Source organism: Bacteroidales bacterium, from assembly GCA_012517825.1.
In the GTDB taxonomy this organism is placed as follows: Bacteria; Bacteroidota; Bacteroidia; order Bacteroidales; family JAAYUG01; genus JAAYUG01.
Window position 1 is genome coordinate 1 of record JAAYUG010000067.1, and the last position, 21,640, is coordinate 21,640.

A 21,640-nucleotide genomic window follows, 5' to 3' on the forward strand; every position below is an offset into this window, starting at 1 on the left:
CGTTCTAATTCTCTGACTTTCTTTTTCTTGAAATCATCACTGAAATGCCTGTTATAACTAGCTCTGGCTTCATGATCAAAACATACTACTTTTTTCATATTGTTAACTTTTTTTCGGTCAACTTATTTCAGGCACTGACAGGTCCCGAGTAAACAATTGGGTAGAACGTTAAGCGGAGAATAAACTGATGGACGCCATTTCTTTACGCTTTACGCTCTGTGCTTTACGCTCTTTCCCCGTAGGGGATGAAGGGCAATAGCTTGGCAGATCAAAAACCAACAAATTCCCCGTTAGGGGATTAAGGATAATGGCATCGTATTCCAGAGTTCCAAAGTTCCAGAGTTCCAAAGTTCCAGAGTTCCATGGTAAAATGGTTCCATAGTAGAGTGTTATCAATAGCGTAGAGCGTAGAGCGTAGAGCGTAAAGACAATTGCAAATGAGGAATGGCGAACGGCGAAAGGCGAACGCAAAAAATTATGGCTATAAAACATCAAATGCAAGTTTTATGTATCTTTACGGTTTCATTTGGTTTTTAACCTGATATGGACTCAATTATACGTTATCTTACAAACCTTTAAACATATTTTGTTATGGAAATTAAAAAAGTTAAAGCTCTTGAGATTCTTGATTCCCGCGGGAATCCTACGGTTGAAGCAACGGTTGTTCTGGAAGACGGAAGTTGCGGGCATGCCATGGTACCCAGTGGTGCATCCACAGGTGAGCGTGAGGCTACTGAACTCAGAGATGGCGACAAGAAGCGTTATCTCGGCAAAGGTACTCTGAAAGCTGTTGAAAATGTAAATAAGACCATTGCCTCGCAGATTGTTGGCAAATGTTTTGCCAACCAGCAGGAACTGGACTATTTCCTCATCAATCTGGATGGCACCAAAAACAAATCCAAACTGGGAGCCAACGCCATTCTTTCTGTTTCCATGGCTTTTGCCAGAGCAATGGCAAAAAGTGCAGGCATTCCCCTTTATAAATACCTGGGTGGAATCAATGCCAACCTGCTTCCCGTGCCCTGCATGAATATTATCAATGGCGGAAAGCATGCTGATAATAATGTTGACTTCCAGGAGTTTATGATTGCTCCTCATGGTGCACCAAACTTTACAGAATCAATCCGCATGGGGATTGAAGTGTTCCACACTCTGAAATCGGTTCTGAAGAGCAAGGGATATAATACGGCTGTGGGCGATGAAGGCGGGTTTGCTCCCAACCTCAAATCGAACGAAGAAGCTGTTGAAGTGATTCTGGAAGCTATTCAGAAAGCCGGTTACAAGCCGGGGGAACACGTAAGCATTTGCCTTGACCCGGCCACCAGCGAACTCTGGGAAGACGGAAAGTACAAAATGTTCAAGAGTACGGGCAATCTTGTTTCAAGCGATGATATGGTGAAACTCTGGGAAAAATGGGTGAATCAGTATCCCATTGTTCTTCTGGAAGACGGTATGGCCGAAAATGACTGGACAGGCTGGAAAAACCTTACCGATGTTCTTGGCAGGAAAATAGAACTTGTTGGAGATGATCTTTTCTGTACCAATAAGGAAATTCTGGCAGAGGGTATTAGTAAAGGAGTTGCTAATTCTGTTTTAATTAAACTGAACCAGATAGGTACCGTAACCGAAACCCTGGAAACCATTCAACTGGCTTATGAGAATGGTTATCATGCCTTTGTTTCGCACCGGAGTGGTGAAACGGTTGATACCTTTATTGCCGACCTGACAGTGGGATTGAACACAGGTCACCTCAAAACCGGAAGCGGCTGCCGCAGCGAGCGGATTGAAAAATTCAATCAGCTGATGCGCATTGAACAGGAACTGGGAATCGCCGCCAGATTTGCCGGAAAGAGGACCTTTCAGATCGCCTGATTTCAGAAAGGACGGTTTTTCCCGATGAGGCCTCACTGATACGAATGAGCAGACTATGGAGTATTGTGCCTGGGGTACAATACTCCTTTTTTTTAAATTCATACCATGGCAGAACTTGATGGGATTCTTTCGGAACTGTCGCAGGTAAATGAAAATCTGGGACTGAAAAACGATCTGCTTCTCCCGGCAGATCAGCTTCTGCAAAGCAGGGACAAACGGATTCATGTGGCCGTTCTGGGACAGTTCAAGGCGGGTAAAAGTTCCCTGGTGAATCATATTCTGGGAGCAGACATTCTTCCCACCGACGTGGTGCCGGTCACCGCTATTGTAACACAGATACGCTATAGTCCTTTGCCTTCGGCCATTATACAATACCTTAACGGAACGGAGCATACAGTTGCTCCCGAAGAAATTGGACGCTACGTGACCGAACGGGAAAATCCCGAGAACATAAAGAAAGTGGCACAGGTTATTGTGGAACATCCGGCCATGGAAGAACTCAGGAACATCACCCTGGTTGATACTCCCGGCCTCGGAAGTTTCTATCGCCACAACAGCACAGTTACCCTCGACTGGCTTCCTTATACCGGTGTGGCGCTGATTGCCGTGAGCGCTGAACGTCCGCTTTCAGAAGAAGATATCGAGCTGGCCAGAAATGTTACCCATTATTGCCCCGAAATTGCCCTGGTGATTACCAAAACCGATCTTTTTGATGAAGAGGAGCAGGAAAGAATCAGGGAATACATAACCGATTCAATTGAAAAGGCCTTTCAGCGAACCATTTCGGTATTTGAGTATTCGGTGAAAGAGCATGCGGAAGAATACCGGAACCGGCTGAAGGATAAGCTGTTACTGCCACTGAATGAGAACGCTTCTGAAAAACTCAACACCATCATACGCCATAAGACGGCACAGGCTATCGGACAGAGCCTTCAGCTTGCCGGACTTCTGCTGGAAGCATCGAAAAAAAAGAAAAGCGAGAAGGAGGCCATCAGCCAGCTGATTAAGGAGATCAAGGATAATCGCCACTTTCAGGAAAGGGAAATGATGCTCACTACCACTTCGTACAAAGGAGAAGTGCGGGCAAAGCTGGAAGAATTGCTGCTGCCATACCTTCCCGGTATCAGGGAGAGGGTGGAGAGGCAGTTTTCCCGCGATTTCAGGGAGTGGAAAGGATCGTTGTACCGCATTTCACGGCAGTATGAAGCATGGCTCCGGGATAAACTGGGGCAGGAAATCAGGGAACTGGATAAAACCTGTTCCGAGGATATCTTCCGGTTTGTGCGGAAAATGGCCGATTATTACCAATATGCCGCCCGGCAGTTCCGGCAGAAAATGGACGATAAAGTTTTTCAGGCTTTTGGAATCCATCTGCCGGAAGCCCACTGGCAGGTGGATTTTACCACCCTTGATCATCCGGATGTTTCCATTTACAGGGCTTTTGATTCCCACCTCGACATGCTGCTCTTCTTTTTGCCTGTTCAGTGGTTCAGAAAATATTTCTTCCTGCATTTCAGCAGGCAGATTGCACTGGAAGCAGAAAAGAACCTTCACCGTTACATTTCCGATATGACGGGAAAGATCATCCTATCGCTCGACCAGATGCAAAAGCAGGCAGCGTTCTTTATCCAGAACGAGGTGCGCACCGTAGAAGACATTCTTCAAAATGCTCCTGACGACTTTGCTGAAATAAAGAAGAATATGGAGCGTCTTCAGTCTCTTGCTCCTATGGTGTAAACCGACATTGCGTAATGAAAAATCCGCAGATTGTCACAGGGTACGCTTTCACTGCGCTTCAGAGGGGTTAACCTGAGCAGGGTTAACCTGGATGCCGGCACAAAAGGCCAACCCACTGCGCATTAGTTCGTTTGCACTCCTGTTGCGGAATCCGGGATAATCAGAATTTATACTGGTTATCGGTAATCAGTTTGTCGGCGATTCGTCTTCTGGCATCCCTGACGTTCACTCCGGCAACCCCGGTAAGCTGAAGGATTGCCTTAGAAAGTCTTTCTGCCTGTTCTCCCGAAGCAAAGGACCATACGGAATCCAGCGCTTCTTTCTTTATGCGGGCTGAGGCATCGTTAACAAACACATCCAGGATGTCGCGGTATATGGAAACGGCTTCACTGCCTTTCAGGGATTCCAGTTTTTCCACCCGAAGGCAGGTTGACTCGGCCACATAGATATCCATCAGTATGTTGGCAAGGTTGTTCATGATTTCCTGCTCCTGGGCAAATTTCTTCTCGAAGTGCTTTGTGGCAGAGTGAATGATAAGAAGGGCCGCCTTTTTGAAGTTTCTTATGTACCGTTTCTTCTCTTCGTAGTACGATTCTCCTGGTCGGGCAGGTTCTGCAACCGTTTCAATCTGTGCGTACAGTTTTTCTGCTTCACCGAAAAGGTCGAAATCGCCCTTCATGGCCCGTTTAAGGGTTGTGTCGATCACCAGAAGCCGGTTGATTTCGTTGGTGCCTTCGAAAATACGGTTAATGCGGGAGTCGCGGTAGCCGCGTTCCACGTCCATTTCGGCCGAATAGCCCATGCCGCCATGGATCTGCACCGCCTCGTCGACCACATAATCGAGCATCTCTGATCCGTAAACCTTCAGGATGGCGGCTTCAACGGCATAATGACTGATGGCATCGATGCTGGCCTTGCCCTTGTCGCATCCTTCGGTTTTATATTTTTCCATCAGGTCGTCGATATCCTTGCTGACGCGGTACACAGCCGATTCGGTAGCAAAGGCGCGGATAACCTGTTCGGCCAGTTTATATTTGATGGCTCCAAAGGTGGAAATGAGCACGCCAAACTGTTTGCGCTCGTTGGCGTACTTGACGGAATCGTTGATCGCTTTTTTGGCGGCCCCGAGCACATTGGCTCCGAGCTTAATACGGCCCATGTGGAGAATGCTCAGCGCAATGCGGAATCCTTCACCACGCTGGCCCAGAAGATTTTCTACCGGCACCTTTACATCGTTGTAGAAAATCTGTGCGGTCGACGATCCCTTGATTCCCATCTTATGCTCATCGGGGTTCACCACAACGCCCGGCCATTTGCGTTCCACAATGAAGGCACTGAGTACACGGTCGTTGTCAATTTTGGCAAATACCGTCTGAATGTCTGCAAAACCGGCATTGGTAATCCACATCTTCTGGCCGTTCAGGATGTAATATTTGCCGTCTTCCGAGAGGCGTGCATTTGTTTTTCCGCTGTTGGCGTCGCTTCCGGCTCCGGGTTCGGTAAGGCAGTATGCACCGATCAGCTCGCCGGTGGCCAGTTTGGTAACGTATTTCTCCCGCTGTTCGTGAGTCCCGTAGTACATGATCGGAAGGGTTCCTATGCCGCAATGGGCCATGAAGGCAACCGAAAAGGAATAACCGGCACCAATGGTTTCGCTGGCCAGCATCTGGGTAACGAACGACTGCCCAAACCCGCCGTATTCTTCCGGTACAGCGATACCCATCAATCCAAGTTCACCTGATTTTTTCAGAAGCTGAAGTGTTACACTCGTGTCGGGTGCATCCATTCTGGCTATATTAGGATAAACCTCCGTTTCGAGAAAATCACGGCAGGTTTGCGCTATCATCCGCTGTTCCTCATTAAATTCTTCCGGAATGAATATGTCGGCCGCAGAAACTTCAGCCACAAGAAATTCTCCGCTTTTAAGCACTTTTCGGTTTTCCATGGTTATTCAGCTTTAGTAGTTTTATAAATTCAGAGCCTGCGCAATCAGCTCGGCAATATCATAATTCTTAACTTCCTGTTCTTTGTTTTTGTACTTGATGCCATCGGTTATCATGGTCATGCAGAAGGGGCAAGCCGTGGCAATAATTTCGGCGCCGGTATTCAGGGCTTCTTCGGTGCGTTCAATGAATACTTCCTTGTTGCCTTTTTCTGCTTCCTTGAACATTTGTGCTCCGCCGGCACCACAGCAAAGGGCAAAACTGCGGTTCCTGTCCATTTCCACCAGATGATCGCTTACCTGTTCCAGAACAAAACGGGGTTCTTTGTAAATCTCGTTGGCGCGTCCCAGGTAGCAGGGATCATGATAGGTAATCTTTGTATTGTGCAGGATGCTTTCCGGAACCTTCAGCCTGCCTTCACGAATAGCCTGATCGAGGAACTGAACATAATGGATTACTTCATAGTTTCCTCCCAGATCGGGGTATTCATTTTTGAAGGTATTAAAGCAATGAGGGCAAATGGTGAGGATTTTCCTTATGCCGTATTTTTCGAACGTGGCTATGTTCTGGAGGGCCTGCATCTGAAAGAGCATTTCATTGCCGGCACGGCGTGCCGGGTCTCCTGTGCAGGTTTCTTCTGTTCCCAGAATGGCATAGCTGACTCCCATATGGGTAAGTATTTTGGCAAAAGCCCGGGTAACCTTTTTGTACCGGTCATCATAAGCCCCGGCACAGCCAACCCAGAAGAGATATTCGGGCTTTTCACCGCGGGCATGAACTTCTGCCATAATGGGTATGGTGATTGCAATTTTTGACATAGGCAAACAGATTACTGAACCGATTCAGTTACATTCATTTCCAGATCTTTTGTCCACAGAAGACGGTCTTCGGGTGAGTACTGCCATGGTGCCCCGTTATTTTCCATGTAGCTGAACATGGCTTTCAGTTCGCCCGGTGCTGAACCTTCTTCCATTACCAGGTAACGGCGCATATCAACAATCAGGGTAGGATGGTTGATCAGAATAGGGCATTCACGGGCGCAGGCGTTGCAGGTAGTGCAGGCCCAGAGTTCTTCTTCGGTAATATAACTTCTTACAAGGGACTTGCCGTCGTCATAACTTTTCCCGTGCTTCAGCATGCCGGGTCCTTTTTCCTTCATGCGGGCGCGGAGATCCATCATAATTTTGCGCGGAGAAAGCCTTTTGCCGGTAATGTTGGCAGGGCAGACAGAAGTACAGCGGCCGCATTCCGTGCATGAGAGGGCATCGAGGTAGTTTTTCCAGGTAACATCTTCGCAGTCTTTAACCCCGAACCGTTCCGGAGGTGCCTGGGTATCAGACGGGGCAAAAGCCGTATCGGGGTTCAGCATGAGCTTTACTTCCCGGGTCACCTGTTCCATGTTGGGAAGCTTTCCGAGGGGGTCAAGCCGGGCCAGAAGCACATTGGGCACCGACATGAATACATGAAAATGCTTGGAATAGGGCAGTATGTTCGCAAACAGGAAGATCAGCAGGATATGGCTCCACCAGAAAACTTCATGCCAGGTATGCAGGGTCTTGATATCCATCCCGGCAAAGAGCGGCGCAAGGTACCGGCTTACGGGAAATACTCCGGCGGCCGGCTCTGCGGTAAGGTTTTTCAGCTCTACATAAGAGGCATTCATACCCATCAGCGAAACCATCAGCAGGAGAATGAGGGTAAGGGCGATTTTGGCATCAATGTGGGAGATTTTTTTCATTTCGATGCCTTCGAACCGCCGGATGTGGAGGAACAGCCTTCGGAAAAGAAAGACAAGGATGGAAACAGCCACGAGCAGGGCAAACACATCGCCCGAAGCAATAATGATTTTGTAGAGTATGCCAAGTGACTGAAGGGAGCGTTCCGAACCCGATACCCCGTCAATGACCATTTCAATACTTCCGAACAGAATTACGCAAAAACCCCAGAATACCAGAGCATGAAAGAAACCCAGCACAGGCATTCTGAATATGCGCGATTGCCCGAAGGCAACCTTCAGCACCAGTCCAATTCGTTTACCCCAGTCTTTTACCGGAAAAGCGGGCCTGGTCAGTCTGAAAAACCCGATAATCCGCCATGCCGTAAAGCTGAATACCCCGAGGGTGATCAGCAGGGTAATGATGAACGCAATCTGTTTCGTCATGCAGAAACTATTTGTGTTTTATTTCCTTTACCGCTTCCACCAGTTTGGGAAGTACTTTCATGGCATCGCCCACTATGCCGTACTGGGCTGCTTCGAAAATGGGCGCGTCTTTGTCGGTATTGATGGCCACAATAACTTTGGATGAGCTGACACCTGCCAGATGTTGTGTTGCTCCGGAAATTCCCACGGCAATATAGAGGTTGGGGGCAATGATTTTTCCTGTTTGTCCTGTATGTTCTTCATGCGGCCTCCACCCTTCGTCCGATACAGGGCGGGAGCAGGCTGTTGCACCACCCAGAAGTTCGGCCAGTTCAACAAGCGGGCCCCAGTTGTCGGGTGATTTCATTCCCCGGCCTCCGGATACCACAATTTCGGCGTCGGTCAGCAGGAGCTTGCCTGTCTGCTTCTGGGCCTCGGTAACAGTAGTTTTTACAAGGGCTGGATCAACCGGCACAGAAATGGTTTCTATGGAGGGAGCGCCGGGGTTTTCGACAAGCCCAAAGGAATTTTGCGCCAGGGTAATAATCTTCACAGGGGTTTTGATCTCCACATGAGCAAAGGCATTGCCTGAAAAAGAACGCTTGTACACCACAAAGGGGTTTGTGCTCAGCGGCAGTTTGCTGACACCGGCACCCAGCCCTGCTTTCAGCTTCACCGAAAGACGGGGGGCAATGGCTTTGCCGGTATTGTTGTTCGAAAGAACAATCACTTCGGCCTGTTCCCTGGTGGCAACCTGCGCAATGGCTTCGGCATAGGCCTGGCTGTCAAATACCTGAAGAGCAGGATCAGAAAGCGATAAAATTTTCCTGGCTCCGTATTTTCCCAGTTTCTCCAGTTCCGAAGATGCCACGTTTCCGATGCTCAGAACCACCAGCGGCTTGCCCAGCATACTGGCCAGGCCGGCTCCGTATGAGACCAGTTCAAACGAGAGTTTTTTAAAGGAACCATCCCAGTTTTCGGTATATACTAATACTGCCATAGGAATTTTCGTTATAGGTTAATTGAATGAAGGGATTTACAAAACTTTTGCTTCGTTCTGAAGCAGTTCGATAAGCTGTTTGGGATTTTCCGGATCGACAAAAGTGCATTTTTTCCGGGCCGGGGGAAGTTCAAATTCCTGCACGGCTGTCAAAGGTTCCGTGGCAGCAGGCTCCAGCACTTTTATGGGCTTGGTGCGGGCTGTCATAATGCCCCGCATGGATGCAATGCGGGGTTCTTTGGCAATACCTTTCTGCACAATGGCAACAAAAGGCACAGGCACGGTAACGGTTTCCTTTCCTCCGTCCACTTCGCGGGTAAGCACCGGTTTACCATCCCGGATGCTGATGGAAGAAACGGACGAAACTGAAGGGATTCCGAGAAATTCAGCCAGCATGCCCCCAACAGCCGAATTGTTATAGTCGCTCGACTCAATTCCACAGAAAATGATGTCGAAGGGATTGGCTTTGACCACTTCAGCCAGCTGAGCGGCTACGAAGTAAGCATCCCCCGGTTCGGCATTTACCCTGAAGGCCTCATCAGCACCTATTGCCAATGCTTTTCTGATGGTGGGTTCGGCGGAGGCCGGCCCTACATGGGCTACGGCAACCGTCTGGATACCATTGGCCGGATCATCTTTCAGCTCAAGGGCCCGGGTGAGGGAAAGCTCATCCCACGGATTGATGACCCACTGAATGCCATTTGTATCAAGCTTTTTGTTGTTTTCAACAAACCGCACCCTCGTGGTGGTGTCAGGAACATTGCTGATGCATACCAGAATTTTCATACGTGAAATATGGATTAGTTATATTAACTGCCTCATATAGAAGTAAATAATTGCATGTTGTACGGCATGCCTGCCTGCAAATATAACGGAAAATTGAAAAAAGCAAAGAAAGTAACACTGCAGGAGTTTGGAAACATACCTGTTGGTTATATCTTTGGGCCGGAATGTCGGGTTGTTCGTTAAGAAACGATATTGCGGCCATGCTAATATTCAGAAATCATTTCAACCCCGGGGTCTTTATTAAGAGCATAAACATCCGATGGCTTTTGCTTCTTCCTGTAATTACATGCCTGGCATGTTCTCAGAGAGAAAGCAGGAATGGGGTTTCTGTTTTCCGCTACAACGAATCCAAAGGCATTGCCACGCTTGATCCGGCTTATGCGCGTTACCAGGCGCTGGTGTGGCCTGTTACGCAATTGTACAACGGATTGCTTGAATTAACCGACTCCCTGTCAATTGCTCCTTCCCTTGCACGGGAGTGGAATGTGAGCAGGGATGGAACCACCTATACCTTTCACCTCCGGACGGATGTCTGTTTCCACGACGATTCGGCTTTTTCTGCCGGGAAAGGAAGAAAGCTGACAGCCTTCGACGTGGAGTACAGCCTCTGCCGCCTTACCGATCCTTCGGTGGCTTCACCCGGAAGCTGGACATGGAATGAGGTGGACCAGAGCAAACCGGGTACCAGCAAGGGAATAAAAGTACTGAACGATTCAACGCTTGTCATTTATCTGAAGCGCCCGTTCCCGCCCTTTGCCGGCATACTTGCTACCCCGTATTGTTTTATTGTGCCCCGTGAGGCGGTTGAGAAGTATGGGCGCGATTTCCGGTCGCATCCTGTCGGAACAGGTCCTTTCCGCATGAAAGCATGGTACGAAGGTGAAAAGCTGATCCTGGTGCGCAACGAAAAGTATTTTGAAAAAGATGCTTTGGGAAGGCCATTGCCATACCTTGATGCTGTTTCCATTACCTTCATTCCCGACAAACAATCGGAATTTCTCGAGTTTCTGAAAGGGAATCTCGATTTCATTTCCGGGGTGAATGCGGCCTTTAAGGACGAGCTGATCACCCGTTCCGGCCGCCTGAAACCAAAGTACGCCGGGAAAATTGTGCTGGAAACAGGACCCTACCTGAATACCGAATACATTGGTTTCCTTACCGACACTGCCCTTCCGCAGGTGAAAAACAGCGCAGTGCGGTACAGGCTGGTACGCCATGCATTGAACTACGGATTCGACAGGGTGAAAATGATCCGGTATCTGCGCAATGGCATGGGAACTCCTGCTCTGAACGGATTCATCCCGGCCGGTTTGCCTTCGTTTACCGATACCCTCAAAGGCTATCGCTACGATCCGGAAAGGGCCCGCGAACTGCTCAGAAGGGCGGGCTTCCCGGAAGGAAAAGGACTGCCTCCCGTTACCGTTCTCACTACGGGCGATTATGTGGACCTGATTGAATTCATTCAGCATGAAGTGGCCTCTCTGGGAATTCAGCTCAGGATTGAAGTTGCCAACGGGCCCGTGTTCAGGGAATCCGTGTCGAACGGCCGGGCGGCTTGTTTCAGGGGTTCCTGGGTGGCTGATTACCCTGATGCGGAAAATTACCTTGCGCTGTTTTACAGCAGAAATTTCAGTCCGTCGGGTCCCAATTATTCTCACTTCCGCAATGCCGAATTTGACCGCCTTTATGAACAGGCGGCCGCAACGGGGGATCAGGAAGCCCGGTTTGCACTGTACCGGAAAATGGACAGGATCATCATCGATGAAGCACCTGTAATTCCGCTTTTTTACGATAAGGTTGTGCGTTTTGTTCATGCAGGAATTCACGGGATGGAAAGCAATCCCATGAATGCCCTGGTGTTGAAAAAAGTTGCAAAATATCAATAATCTCTTATATCTTTGTCCGTACCAAAACTGAACCAAATCCGGGGTGTGCGGCAGGGCAGCGGACAATGAACAGGCGGAATCCCGAATGTATTGTTTAACAAACGACACCTAACCGATGATGCATCTTGCTTCCTTGTGGAAAAAATGCCATGCTTCCGTCTGCTCTGTGCATTACATGAACAAAGACGGGATCCGCGGCGTTATATCCACCGGATTCAGGATCAACCACTTTATCATCACCGACGACTACAATTATAAACTCGAGGATTTCGGCGAGGTTGGAATATATTTTGTTGCGGAAGACGGCATTACTGTAACTGCCAGTAAAACCCTTCCCTATACTGAATTTACCCATCGCATCCTCAATGCGGCCATCGAGGACCATCAGGGCTTTCTTGTCATTGATGCCAGTTTTGAGGAGTTTGAAAACATTCCTTCCCTTGAAATTGAAAAAGATCCGACCCGGCACAATGGCGACCCGGTTGCTGTGATGGGCTACCGTTACGATCAGTGCAATTTGTCCATTATGAGCGGTATTATCTCGTCGCAGTATTACCTGAACAACCACCATCTTCTCGAGACAGACACTACCGTGCGCCAGGGATGTTCCGGAGCGCCCCTTCTCCATGCCGAAACCGGAAAAGTTGTCGGTATTGTCGGCTACAGGCTTGCTTCCATGCAGCGATCCTATAACCAGTTGATCAAGATAATCAACGATAACATCAAGATGCTGAAGGATGCGGAAGGAAAAATTACCATTCAGGAAATTGACCCCATCCAGGTACTTACGGCCAATCAGAATCAGATAAAACACATGGTGCGGCTGTTCTTTAAAGCCACCGATGTGCGCACGGCTGTTGCCTACGATGTGCAGCACCTGGTGGATTACCTCCACGATATGCACCTCGACCGTGAAGGGTAAGAAAGCTGAAACCTCCTGCCTCTTCAGTCAGCCTGCTTTTTTTCTATTTCCTTCAGTATATTGCTTACCTCTTCTTCTGTATTCCGCAATTTTTCGCGGCAGTAATTAATGAGAAAGGAAACCCTTTTTACCTGATCGGATAGTTCATCCACGTCAAGTTCTTCCTGTTCAATTTTCCTGATGATATCTTCAATTTCGGCGATTGCTTCGCCGTAGCTGATTTTTTTTGCCATAATCTGTTTTCTTCAATCGGGGAGTAAAGGTAATGTAAAAGTTATGACGGTGCCTTTTCCGGGCTCACTTTCGGCCCGGATGGTGCCGCCGTGCTTTTCGGTGAATTCCCTGCAGAGAATCAGGCCGAGGCCGGAGCCTTTTTCCTGGTTGGTACCCTCAGCGGCCGGCATCCGGTTTCTGTCAGAAAACAACCGGTTCACCTGTTCTGGGCGCATCCCAATGCCTGTGTCCTTAACCATTACCTCCAGATAACCGTTGACGCTGGCAGAGTTAATCTCAATGAAGCCTCCGTTACCTGTGAATTTCAGTGCATTGGAAAGGAGGTTCCGTATAATAACCGTCACCATGTTGGCATCGGCCATAACACGGGTCCCCGGGGCAATATGGTTCCGTAAGGAAATGTTTTTACTTGCGGCATACGCATTGACAAGTTTTATGGTTTTTTCGGCAATTTCATGCACATCGACAGGCTGGGGATGAAACGGTACAGTGCCGCTTTGCGAACGGGCCCAGTAAAGAAGGTTGTCGAGCAGGTCATATAACTGCCGGGCCGACTGCCGGATCAGGGAATTGATCTGCTGCAGTTCCTCCCTGCCGATGTTTTCCGGCCGGCGTTCAATGATATCGGTAAATCCAATGATGCCCGACAGAGGATTGCGGATATCGTGGGCAATAATGCTGATGAATTTGTCTTTGGTCTGATTGATTTTTCTCAGGCTTTCTTCCGATTCGGCCAGCTGGGTGTTCATTTTCCTGATGGTTTCATTTTGTTCTGCCAGCATGGCTGCTGTTTTCTTTTTGATGGCATATTGCCGGTAGCCCAGAACAAGGATGATCAGGATCAGCACCATTACCAGCACCAGCAGCCTGTTGATATTTTTCTGGCGATTCAGGGCAATCAGGGCTATTGCCTGTTCCTGTTCAAGTGATTCAATCCGTTGTGTCACCTTTTTCAGTTGTTCGTCGCGCAACTTAATTTCAAAATTGACCTGGCTGAACAGTATCTGCTGTTTTTCCTTTTCGGCATAAATGCTGTCGTGCAGATCCATGTAGCGGTGGAAGAATGTCAATGCCTGGCGGTAGTTGTTGTTGTGTTCATAATAGCCGGCCAGGGCCAGCACGGAGGGCTGCAGAACCTCCCTGTTGCCTGTTTTTTCTGCTGCTTCCAGCGAGCTGAGATACAGTGCTTCCGCTCCGGAATTTCCTGTTTGCATCAGCAGATCGGCTTTTTTTCTCAATCCCATGGCCAGCGACTGAAAATCGGAATAATTGCGGGCCAGAAAGATAAGGGAATCAAAGCATGCTGCTGCTTCTTTCGGCCGGCCTGTCCTGGCCAGAACGCTTCCTTTTTCATTCCATACGGAGATTTTGCCTTTTTCGTCACCGGCCTTTTGATACATGCGGAGGGCCTCGTTGAAATAACGGAGTGCTTCGTCGGTTTTGCCGGCCATGGAACTTGCCCTGCCTGCATTTTTAAGGTACAGAGCTTCGCCGGCATGATCATTCAGGGCTGAAAGGGTTTCAAACGCTTTCCTGTAACCGGCAAGTGCCTCTGAAGCATTGCCGGCGGCAAGAAGGGCATTGCCCCACTGGTTCAGAAGGTAGGCTTTCCGCTCAGGCCCTGCCCGTTCAGGCAGTATGCCGGCAGCTTTTTCGAAATAACTGCTGCTCTTTATGAAATCGCCGATTTTGTAAAACAATCCGCCCAGGGCAGAATAGGCCTGTGAAGAGGAAAGGGAATCGGAAATGCTGAGGGCCGACAGCAATGCCTTCAGAAAGTATTCGTGCGCCGGCACATATTCTCCCGATGCAAGAAGGGCATTCCCCGCCTGAATGCCGGCGTTGGCCACAAGCGACGAATCGCCCAGGGCCCGCGCCAGGTTAAAAGCCCTGTCAGATGCTTCAATGGCTTTTTGTGGTTGCCGGAGGTCGCGGTACACCTGAATCAGATTGATCAGCGAACCAACTGCCCCCAGCGTATCACCGGCCGAAAGCCTTTTTTCCCATGCCCTTTGGTAATAGCCTTCGGCTTCTTTCAGCCTGGCCCGCCTGAAATGGTAAACCCCGAGGTAATGAAATGCATTGGCTTCTCCAAGCGGGTCCTTCAAAACGGTATAATGCTCAAGGCTTTTTCTGAAATACTCTTCCGCCTGGTCAAACTGGTTCATGTCGGTATAAACAATACCCAGATTGAGCAATGTCTGCCCGGTACCCTTGTCGCCATGCACCAGCCGGTACAGATCCAAAGCTCTGGTAAATTGGTTCACGGCATTGTGATAATCATGCTTTTTCCATGCAATACTGCCCATCTGGCTGTAAGTGCCTGCCATTCCGGCTGTGTCGTGCAACTGTGAGTAAATTTCCAGGGCACGCTGTGCTTCCCGGATGGCTTGTTCGAGATTGTTCTTTTCCTTATCGGTTTTTGTTTTTAACAGGTAGAATTTTCCCGTCAGGGCATCCGGTTCTTTCTCGTTGATCAGTCCGGAAGCTTCGCCGAGAAGAACATCTGCCTGTTGAACCTTGTTCAGCTCAAGCTGGGCTTCGGCTTCGTTCAGAAGGGCCGGGAGCATGGCTTTGCGGTCATTTTTCTTCCGGGCTTCCCTGAATTCAGAGGATGCCTGTTCTGCCGTCTTCCTCAAGCGATAGGGCGGAGAAATTACCATGGCCGAATCCTTTTGTGCCGGAAGAGTTACACCGTATGAAACCGGGGAAAAAGCAAGGGGCAGAAAAATGGCCGGAAGAAGGAAGGAGAATATTCTCATGACTGGATTATGGGGGAATTTCTTTTCATTCATAGGGCCAAAAATAAGGAATGTAATCCAATGCGGTACGCTAACCTGAATGCGAATCCTCCTGTCCGGTAACCTTACTCTGTATCTTTCCGTCGGCCAGGCGGGTCACCAGGGCATCACCCGGAGCAACCGAACGGCATGTTTTCAGAACGTTACCGTTAAAGTAGGTGATGGAATATCCTTTTTCGAGCAGTTTCTGAGGATCGGCCAGGGCAATGGTATTTTGCGACAGTTCGAGCCTGTGTTTGTTTTTTTCAAGGCAGTTTTTTGCCGCCGATGCTATCAGGATGGAAAGAATATCGGTTGCGGCCGATTTCCGCGCCAGGAAACGGAGGGTGCTGTGCCCGGTTTCCGAGATCCGGCCGGCAAGGTAATTCTTCCCGGCTGACAGCATGCGGTTTGATGCCACAAATAATCCGGTAACCGTTCTTTCGAGCAGGTTGCTGTGTTCGTGCAAAAGGGAACGAACCAGGAGGGGGATGCGCACAGAAAGATCGTCGAGCAGGTTGCGTTCTGCGTTGAGTATGGAAAGTGCCAGATCGGTTATTTTGTCAGCAGCTTCATCCAGCCGGTTGTCAAACAGCAGGGTTTGATCGATAATGTATCCGGCCACGGCAGTAGGTGTTTTGAGCCGCCGGTGCGCCACAATATCCAGCACAGGTTCGTCTTTTTCATGACCAATGCCTGTAAGAACCGGCAGGGGAAACTGCGCCACATGGCTGGCGAGGCGGTAATCGTCGAAAATGCTCAGTTCCGACTGGGCACCGCCGCCGCGCACAATAACAACCACATCGTATTTTTCCGTCTTTTTAGCAATCCGTTCCAGCGCACTGATCAGGGAAGAGGGAGCCTCCTCACCCTGCATAACCGCAGGAAATAGGGTGATATCGTAACGGAAGCCGTATTCATTATTGACAAGATGATCGACAAAATCCTGATAGCCGGCAGCGGTCTGGGAGGATACGACGGCAATACGCTGGGGAACCAGGGGAAAGGGAAGCTCCCGGTTCATATAGAGTACTCCTTCTTTTTCAAGGCGGGCAATGGTTTCTGCTTTCCTGCGCGCCAGGTCCCCTATGGTGTACGTGGGGTCAATGTCGTTTACCAGCAGGGAAAACCCATACAGCTCGTGGAACTGAACGGTGACTGATACAAGTACTTTCAGCCCGGCGGAGAGGGTGCGCCCTGTGGTGAGCTCGAAATAAGGACCGAGCATCCTGTAGCTATAGGCCCATATGATGGCACGGGCACGGGCAATGATTTTGTCGGTAAGGCTGTCTTTTTCAATCAGTTCCATGTAGCAATGCCCGCTGGCATTGATCTTCAGTTCCGAAATTTCTCCGGTAACCCAGTAGGAATCAGGAAAGGCTTCCCGAATGGATTCCTGAATGGTTTTGTTGAGTTCGAACAGGGAAAGAATGTTGGGACGCATAGGAGGATCATTGTTTGATAAACCGCAGGGTTGCATGACGGGTGGCGTCGGTGTAGCGAAGAAGATAAATGCCCGGAGTCAGGTGACGGATGTTCAGCGGCAGGATGAACGGAGCCGTATGGCAATCCCGGTAAGCATTTTTCCATACCATGGCTCCTGTCGTACTGAAAATTTCAATTGTCATTTCTGCGGATGGTTCAAAGTAAACCGCCAGGTTCAAGTAATCACGGGCAGGATTGGGAAAGAGGCTGATCTGCCCTGAATCGGTTTTCATGCGCATCATCTGCCGTGCTATCTGAAGGGCTTTGCTGAAGTCAGGAATGCCATAGCCTTTGAGTGTGTCAGGAGCATCGTACTGGCTTGCGCTCATGAGAATGGCTGAACGGAGTTCAGAGGGGGTGAGGGAGGGTTCCGCCTGCCAGAGGCATGCAGTGAGGCCTGTTATCACCGGTGAAGCGAAGGAAGTTCCGCTGCCGGGCGAAAAACTTCCTGCGGTATTCTGAACAAAGGTTCCTACCCCCATGGCCACCACATCGGGTTTAATGCGTCCGTCAGAAGAGGGGCCTCTGCCGCTGAAAGAAGCCAGGGTACCGGTAGCAGTAACGGCACCTACCGCCAGGATGCTGTCGGCATCAGCCGGTGCTGAAATGTACTTCCAGCTTTTATTTCCTTCGTTGCCGGCACTGATAATCACCATCATGCCTTTCCTTGCGGCCATCGAAGCGGCGCGGCTTACCAGGGCAGTTTTCCCGTTCATGTCGCTGTACGTATGGTTTTGCGAGGGATCATCAAATACCGTGTAGCCAAGGGATGCATGGATTATATCGGCCCCGGCACTGTCAGCAAATTCCGCCCCGGCAGTCCAGTAATATTCTTCCACAATGTATTCGCCTGAAGTGTTTTCGGTGCGCAGAAGGTAATAGGATGCTTCGGGCGCTGTTCCTATGTACTGCCCCGGAACATTTCCGGCCATAATCGATAAAACCTGCATTCCATGCGGATGGTCCTCATAAACCCCTGTTTCCGGGGCAACAAAATCACGTGTTCCCAATACCCTGTGGTCGTCATAAAGATTCCTGAAGGCAGGAAGGGTATCGGCATGGTAAAAACCGGCGTCCAGCACGGCAATATGAATTCCTCTGCCCCGGTATCCAAGGGCATGAAGCGTGTCGCCTTTATGAAGGTGGATTTGCGTATAGGCAACCCCGTAGTCTGTCTGGCTCAGGGGAGATACCGCACCGGAAATTGATTCCTGACTCCACTTGTCATGAAATGCTTTCTGTGGTTGGGAAACAGGTTGTGCCTTGCGGACGGAAGCAACAAACGGAAGTTGCAATGCCTTGCTGATCAGCGAGGTGTCGTTGGTTGCCACCACGGCAAGGTTGAACCAGCGCGAAGTGCAGACTACCTGCAGTCCTGAATTCCGGAGGCTGTCGAGATATAACCGGGTAACAGGCAGATCGGAAGAATCAGGAGCGATGTGGAGGCGGATTCTTCGTTCAATGGCACGGGCCGAGAGAAATTCCTGCGGCCTGCTCAGGGAGCATTGGTTCCCGGCTTTGCCGGCAAAACGGATGGCATAGTACCCCGGGGCAATCTGTGCCGCAACAAAATGCCGTCCCGGAAACGCCAGGAGCAAAAGAAGGTAAATCAGCCGTAACGATGCAGGGCGCCGGGTCACTGTTTTTCTATATTGAGAAAATTGGTTTCGTCGGGCTCGGGATACCGCCCCTGGGCTTCCTGAATGCGCTTGTAATATTCATCGGCTATCTTGTCGAGCGGTTCCGGGTTGAGAGGAACTCCTTCGCGGTAAGAAATCACCATTTTTACACTGCCCTGTTCATCATAATAGGTCCAGTCGCCTTCCATGAGGTTTTCGCTGAAGGCCCCGTTGATTTCCACCTGGCCGTTCTCGTAATAAATGATGAAAGGCCCGTTTCGCTTGTCATTGACGTAAACGGCACGCAAACGGGGCTTGCCCGAGTCGAAATACTGTATCCAGTTTCCGTGTTTCCGGTCGTTATGGTATTCAACTTCTTCAAGCAGTTCGCCGGTATCGTAATATTTCCGGGTGATGCCTTCCCTTTTGCCGTTCCGGTAGGATTCCTCGGTGGAAAGTTTACCCGTATAATAAGAATAGTACTTCCACAGGCTATCTTTGGAAGTTTCCATATACCATCCTTCCGCAGCCAGGGCTCCGTTGTTGTAATACAGGGTGGCATGCACCCGGGGGCTTTTTTCATAATAATACATGCGGGCTTTGACAAGTCCGTCGTCGTAATACCGTATCAATTCCCCCACCGGTTTTCCGGCCGAGAAGTACCCCTTGTACCTTACGGCGCCATTGGGATAATACTGTTTCCACCATCCGGTTTTTCGTCCGGCATTGTCGGTCTGGTTGAACAGGGTATCACCCTGCAGGGGCATAGCCGAAAGGTGCGTACTTAGCTGAAAAAGAAAGAGAAGAAGGAAGGTCCGCTGCTTCATAGTCTCCGGAATCATTTTATCTATGCAAAGATGCTATGAAAATTTCATATAGTTGTTCATTACCCGTTTCTGAATACAAATTGGCAGGGTAGCGGGAAGTATCAACCGGTTGATCTGCAAATGAGCAACCTGAAAAAGCTGGTTTGGGTCCCTCTTAACCGGATTTTTTTCGGTATCAAACCGTATTATTCGCCAGGGTGAGGTACTTCCATCCAGTCGCCATTTTCTTTGATAACCTGAATCAGTTCGGCGATGGCGTTTTCTTCGGGGATGTTTTTCCGAACGGGATTTTTCCCTTTGTAGATCGTCACACGGCCCGGGCCGGCCCCCACATAGCCGTAGTCGGCATCGGCCATTTCTCCGGGGCCGTTAACAATACAGCCCATTACGGCAATTTTGAGGTGGGAAAGATGGTGCGTATGTTCTTTCACCTTGCGGAGCACGTCCATGATGTTGAAAAGGGTACGTCCGCAGGAAGGGCAGGCGATGTATTCGGTACGGAAGGTGCGCAGGCGGCAGGCCTGAAGGATGCCCATAGCGGCTGAAACAACCGTTTCCTGTGCTATGGTGCCGGCATTCCTGAGCCAGATGCCGTTGGCCAGCCCGTCGATCAGTGCGGGTGCGGCTTCGGCAGAGGCCTGGATGCGAAGTGCGTCGGCATCGTCTGTGGCATAGTTCAGATTGAGAATAACCCGATTGCGAAGGGAGGATTTCTCCATCAGGCTCAGCGCTTCGCGGAATTCGGCCGAAGGATGGGGCGAGAAGGACTGAAGAACGATCAGCACAGAGGGTGTATTTTGCAGAAGGGGAAGGATGGGGGTGAGGGTGGCTGGCGAGGCGAGAAGGGCTATTGGCCGCTGGCTGCCGGACGCCGGCTCGTGCGGTTTTGTTAACCGGGATTCCTGGGGTTGACCGGCCGGGGCAGAGGGGGCAGGGAGGCTGGGGAGAATGCGGGTAACAAAGTGTTGGAAGTGCCCGGCCGGTATAAGGGGCATGATGAGGGGGAGGTCCGTGAACAGATCGGCCCAGGCTTCATGATCGCACAGATACATCTGCCCGGGCATCAGGTTCAGGAGCAGGGAAGGTTTGGTGAGAAAAAGAATGTCGGGCGGGGTCTGGCAGGGCGATGTTCCGTCGGCGCTGTCGGCTACAACCAGGGCGGTAACGTGGCCGGGAAGAGGGGTTACCGGACGGGGCTCAAAAGATGTTTTTCCCGGACCGGCTTTCTGTTCCGGTTTCCCTGCCGTTTTCCACTTTTCAGCCAGTTTCACCAGGTGCTGTGCTACGGGAATTTCCTCTACAGGGTCTTCGGTGAGGGAAACGCGGATGGTATCACCGATTCCTTCGGCCAGCAGGGTGCCGATGCCGGCTGCCGACCGGATGCGGCCGTCTTCCCCTTCACCGGCTTCGGTTACGCCAAGGTGCACGGGATACAGCGCTCCTTCGGCTTTCATTTTCTGCACCACCAGCCGGGTGGCATATACCATGATGCGCACGTTGCTGGCTTTCATCGAAACCACCAGGTTGTGGAAGTTCTCTTCGCGGCACAGGCGGATAAACTCCATGGCGCTTTCAGCCATTCCTTCGGGGGTATCGCCATAGCGGGCCATCATGCGGGCGCTGAGAGAGCCATGGTTCACCCCGATGCGGAGGGCTGTGCCGTGTTCACGACAAATAGCAAGCAGGGAGCGGATGTTTTTCCGGATCTGTTCCTGCTCGGCCAGAAAAACTTCTTCTGTATATGCCTCCGGCGGAAGCGGACGGCCGGTACCGTAATTTCCGGGATTGATGCGCACCTTTTCCACCAGGCGGGCGGCAGTTTCTGCCACGACCGGATTGAAATGCACATCGGCGCAGAGGGGCTGGTGATACCCTCTTTCCCGCAGGATGCGGCGAATGTTGGCCAGGTTCTCTGCTTCCTCCAGATTGCGGGTGGTGATGCGCACCAGCTCCGCTCCGGCGTTAAACAACCGGATGCACTGCTCCACCGTCGCCGTCGTATCCATGGTGGGAGTGTTCGTCATTGACTGGATCAGGACGCGGGAACCGTCTCCGATGTGCACGTTACCGATTCGAACCTTCATTTTCATAATTAATTTTCAATGGTATGATGGAACCCACATGTTCGGCATTTTATTACCGCTGTGTTTGTGTTTGTAAAACATGTGGGTTTCATAATCTGTTTTGTAAGCCGATGAAACTGAGCGTAAAGCGTAAAGCGTAAAGAAATGCCGTTCATCAGTTTATTCTCCGTTAACGTTCTACCCATTTGTTTGCTCGAAACTAAAAAATCTCAAATCAAAAGTCACAACTCACAAATCACAAATACCAAACCACAGAACCCAGATCCCAGAGCTCAAATCAAAAATCCAAAATCAAAATTCACAACTCACAAATTTAAGCCCAAAA

Annotated in this window: 15 protein-coding genes; 4 read left to right on the top strand and 11 right to left on the bottom strand. The window is 50.1% G+C overall.

The window, feature by feature from the left end; all coding sequences use genetic code 11:
• Positions 1-591: 591 nt before the first annotated feature.
• Entirely contained in the window at positions 592-1,872 is a 1,281-nt protein-coding gene (gene eno, locus GX419_04345; protein ID NLI23918.1) for a phosphopyruvate hydratase, read from the top strand.
• A gap of 105 nt (positions 1,873-1,977) precedes the next feature.
• Entirely contained in the window at positions 1,978-3,609 is a 1,632-nt protein-coding gene (locus tag GX419_04350) for a hypothetical protein (protein NLI23919.1), read from the top strand.
• Positions 3,610-3,769: 160 nt separating this feature from the next.
• Here the strand turns inward: GX419_04350 and GX419_04355 are convergent, their stop codons facing one another.
• The 5 genes from GX419_04355 to GX419_04375 are packed head-to-tail and all read right to left on the bottom strand — an operon-like array spanning position 3,770 to position 9,478.
• Positions 3,770-5,554, bottom strand: a complete 1,785-nt coding sequence (locus GX419_04355) for an acyl-CoA dehydrogenase (protein ID NLI23920.1) — start codon at positions 5,552-5,554, stop codon at positions 3,770-3,772.
• A 21-nt stretch (positions 5,555-5,575) separates the two neighbouring features.
• Positions 5,576-6,370, bottom strand: a complete 795-nt coding sequence (locus GX419_04360) for a (Fe-S)-binding protein (GenBank protein ID NLI23921.1) — start codon at positions 6,368-6,370, stop codon at positions 5,576-5,578.
• Positions 6,371-6,381: 11 nt separating this feature from the next.
• Positions 6,382-7,713, bottom strand: a complete 1,332-nt coding sequence (locus GX419_04365) for a 4Fe-4S dicluster domain-containing protein (protein NLI23922.1) — start codon at positions 7,711-7,713, stop codon at positions 6,382-6,384.
• Positions 7,714-7,720: 7 nt separating this feature from the next.
• A complete protein-coding gene (locus tag GX419_04370) occupies positions 7,721-8,692 on the bottom strand; it encodes an electron transfer flavoprotein subunit alpha/FixB family protein (protein NLI23923.1) in 972 nt (323 codons plus the stop codon).
• Positions 8,693-8,728: 36 nt separating this feature from the next.
• Positions 8,729-9,478 carry an electron transfer flavoprotein subunit beta/FixA family protein gene (locus GX419_04375; protein ID NLI23924.1) on the bottom strand — a complete coding sequence of 250 codons (750 nt, stop codon included), beginning with the start codon at positions 9,476-9,478 and terminating at the stop codon, positions 8,729-8,731.
• A gap of 200 nt (positions 9,479-9,678) precedes the next feature.
• On the opposite strand from GX419_04375, the gene GX419_04380 reads away from it, so the two are divergent.
• Both GX419_04380 and GX419_04385 read left to right on the top strand, forming a co-directional pair.
• A complete protein-coding gene (locus tag GX419_04380) occupies positions 9,679-11,364 on the top strand; it encodes an ABC transporter substrate-binding protein (GenBank protein ID NLI23925.1) in 1,686 nt (561 codons plus the stop codon).
• Between the two features lie 115 nt (positions 11,365-11,479).
• Entirely contained in the window at positions 11,480-12,286 is an 807-nt protein-coding gene (locus GX419_04385; GenBank protein ID NLI23926.1) for a trypsin-like peptidase domain-containing protein, read from the top strand.
• A gap of 23 nt (positions 12,287-12,309) precedes the next feature.
• Here the strand turns inward: GX419_04385 and xseB are convergent, their stop codons facing one another.
• The 6 genes from xseB to ispG all read right to left on the bottom strand — a co-directional run bounded on the left by xseB (position 12,310) and on the right by ispG (position 21,315).
• Positions 12,310-12,519, bottom strand: coding sequence for an exodeoxyribonuclease VII small subunit (gene xseB / locus GX419_04390; GenBank protein ID NLI23927.1), 210 nt, complete (start codon positions 12,517-12,519; stop codon positions 12,310-12,312).
• Between the two features lie 12 nt (positions 12,520-12,531).
• Positions 12,532-15,282: a tetratricopeptide repeat protein gene (locus tag GX419_04395; protein NLI23928.1), complete on the bottom strand. Its 2,751-nt coding sequence runs from the start codon at positions 15,280-15,282 to the stop codon at positions 12,532-12,534.
• A gap of 70 nt (positions 15,283-15,352) precedes the next feature.
• Positions 15,353-16,744, bottom strand: coding sequence for an exodeoxyribonuclease VII large subunit (locus GX419_04400; protein NLI23929.1), 1,392 nt, complete (start codon positions 16,742-16,744; stop codon positions 15,353-15,355).
• Between the two features lie 7 nt (positions 16,745-16,751).
• Positions 16,752-18,425 carry a S8 family serine peptidase gene (locus GX419_04405; protein ID NLI23930.1) on the bottom strand — a complete coding sequence of 558 codons (1,674 nt, stop codon included), beginning with the start codon at positions 18,423-18,425 and terminating at the stop codon, positions 16,752-16,754.
• Positions 18,422-19,231 (bottom strand): toxin-antitoxin system YwqK family antitoxin, encoded by an 810-nt coding sequence (locus GX419_04410; GenBank protein NLI23931.1) that lies wholly within the window; start codon positions 19,229-19,231, stop codon positions 18,422-18,424. The genes GX419_04405 and GX419_04410 overlap by 4 nt, the downstream gene beginning before the upstream one ends.
• A gap of 185 nt (positions 19,232-19,416) precedes the next feature.
• Entirely contained in the window at positions 19,417-21,315 is a 1,899-nt protein-coding gene (gene ispG / locus GX419_04415) for a (E)-4-hydroxy-3-methylbut-2-enyl-diphosphate synthase (GenBank protein ID NLI23932.1), read from the bottom strand.
• Positions 21,316-21,640 lie beyond the last annotated feature (325 nt).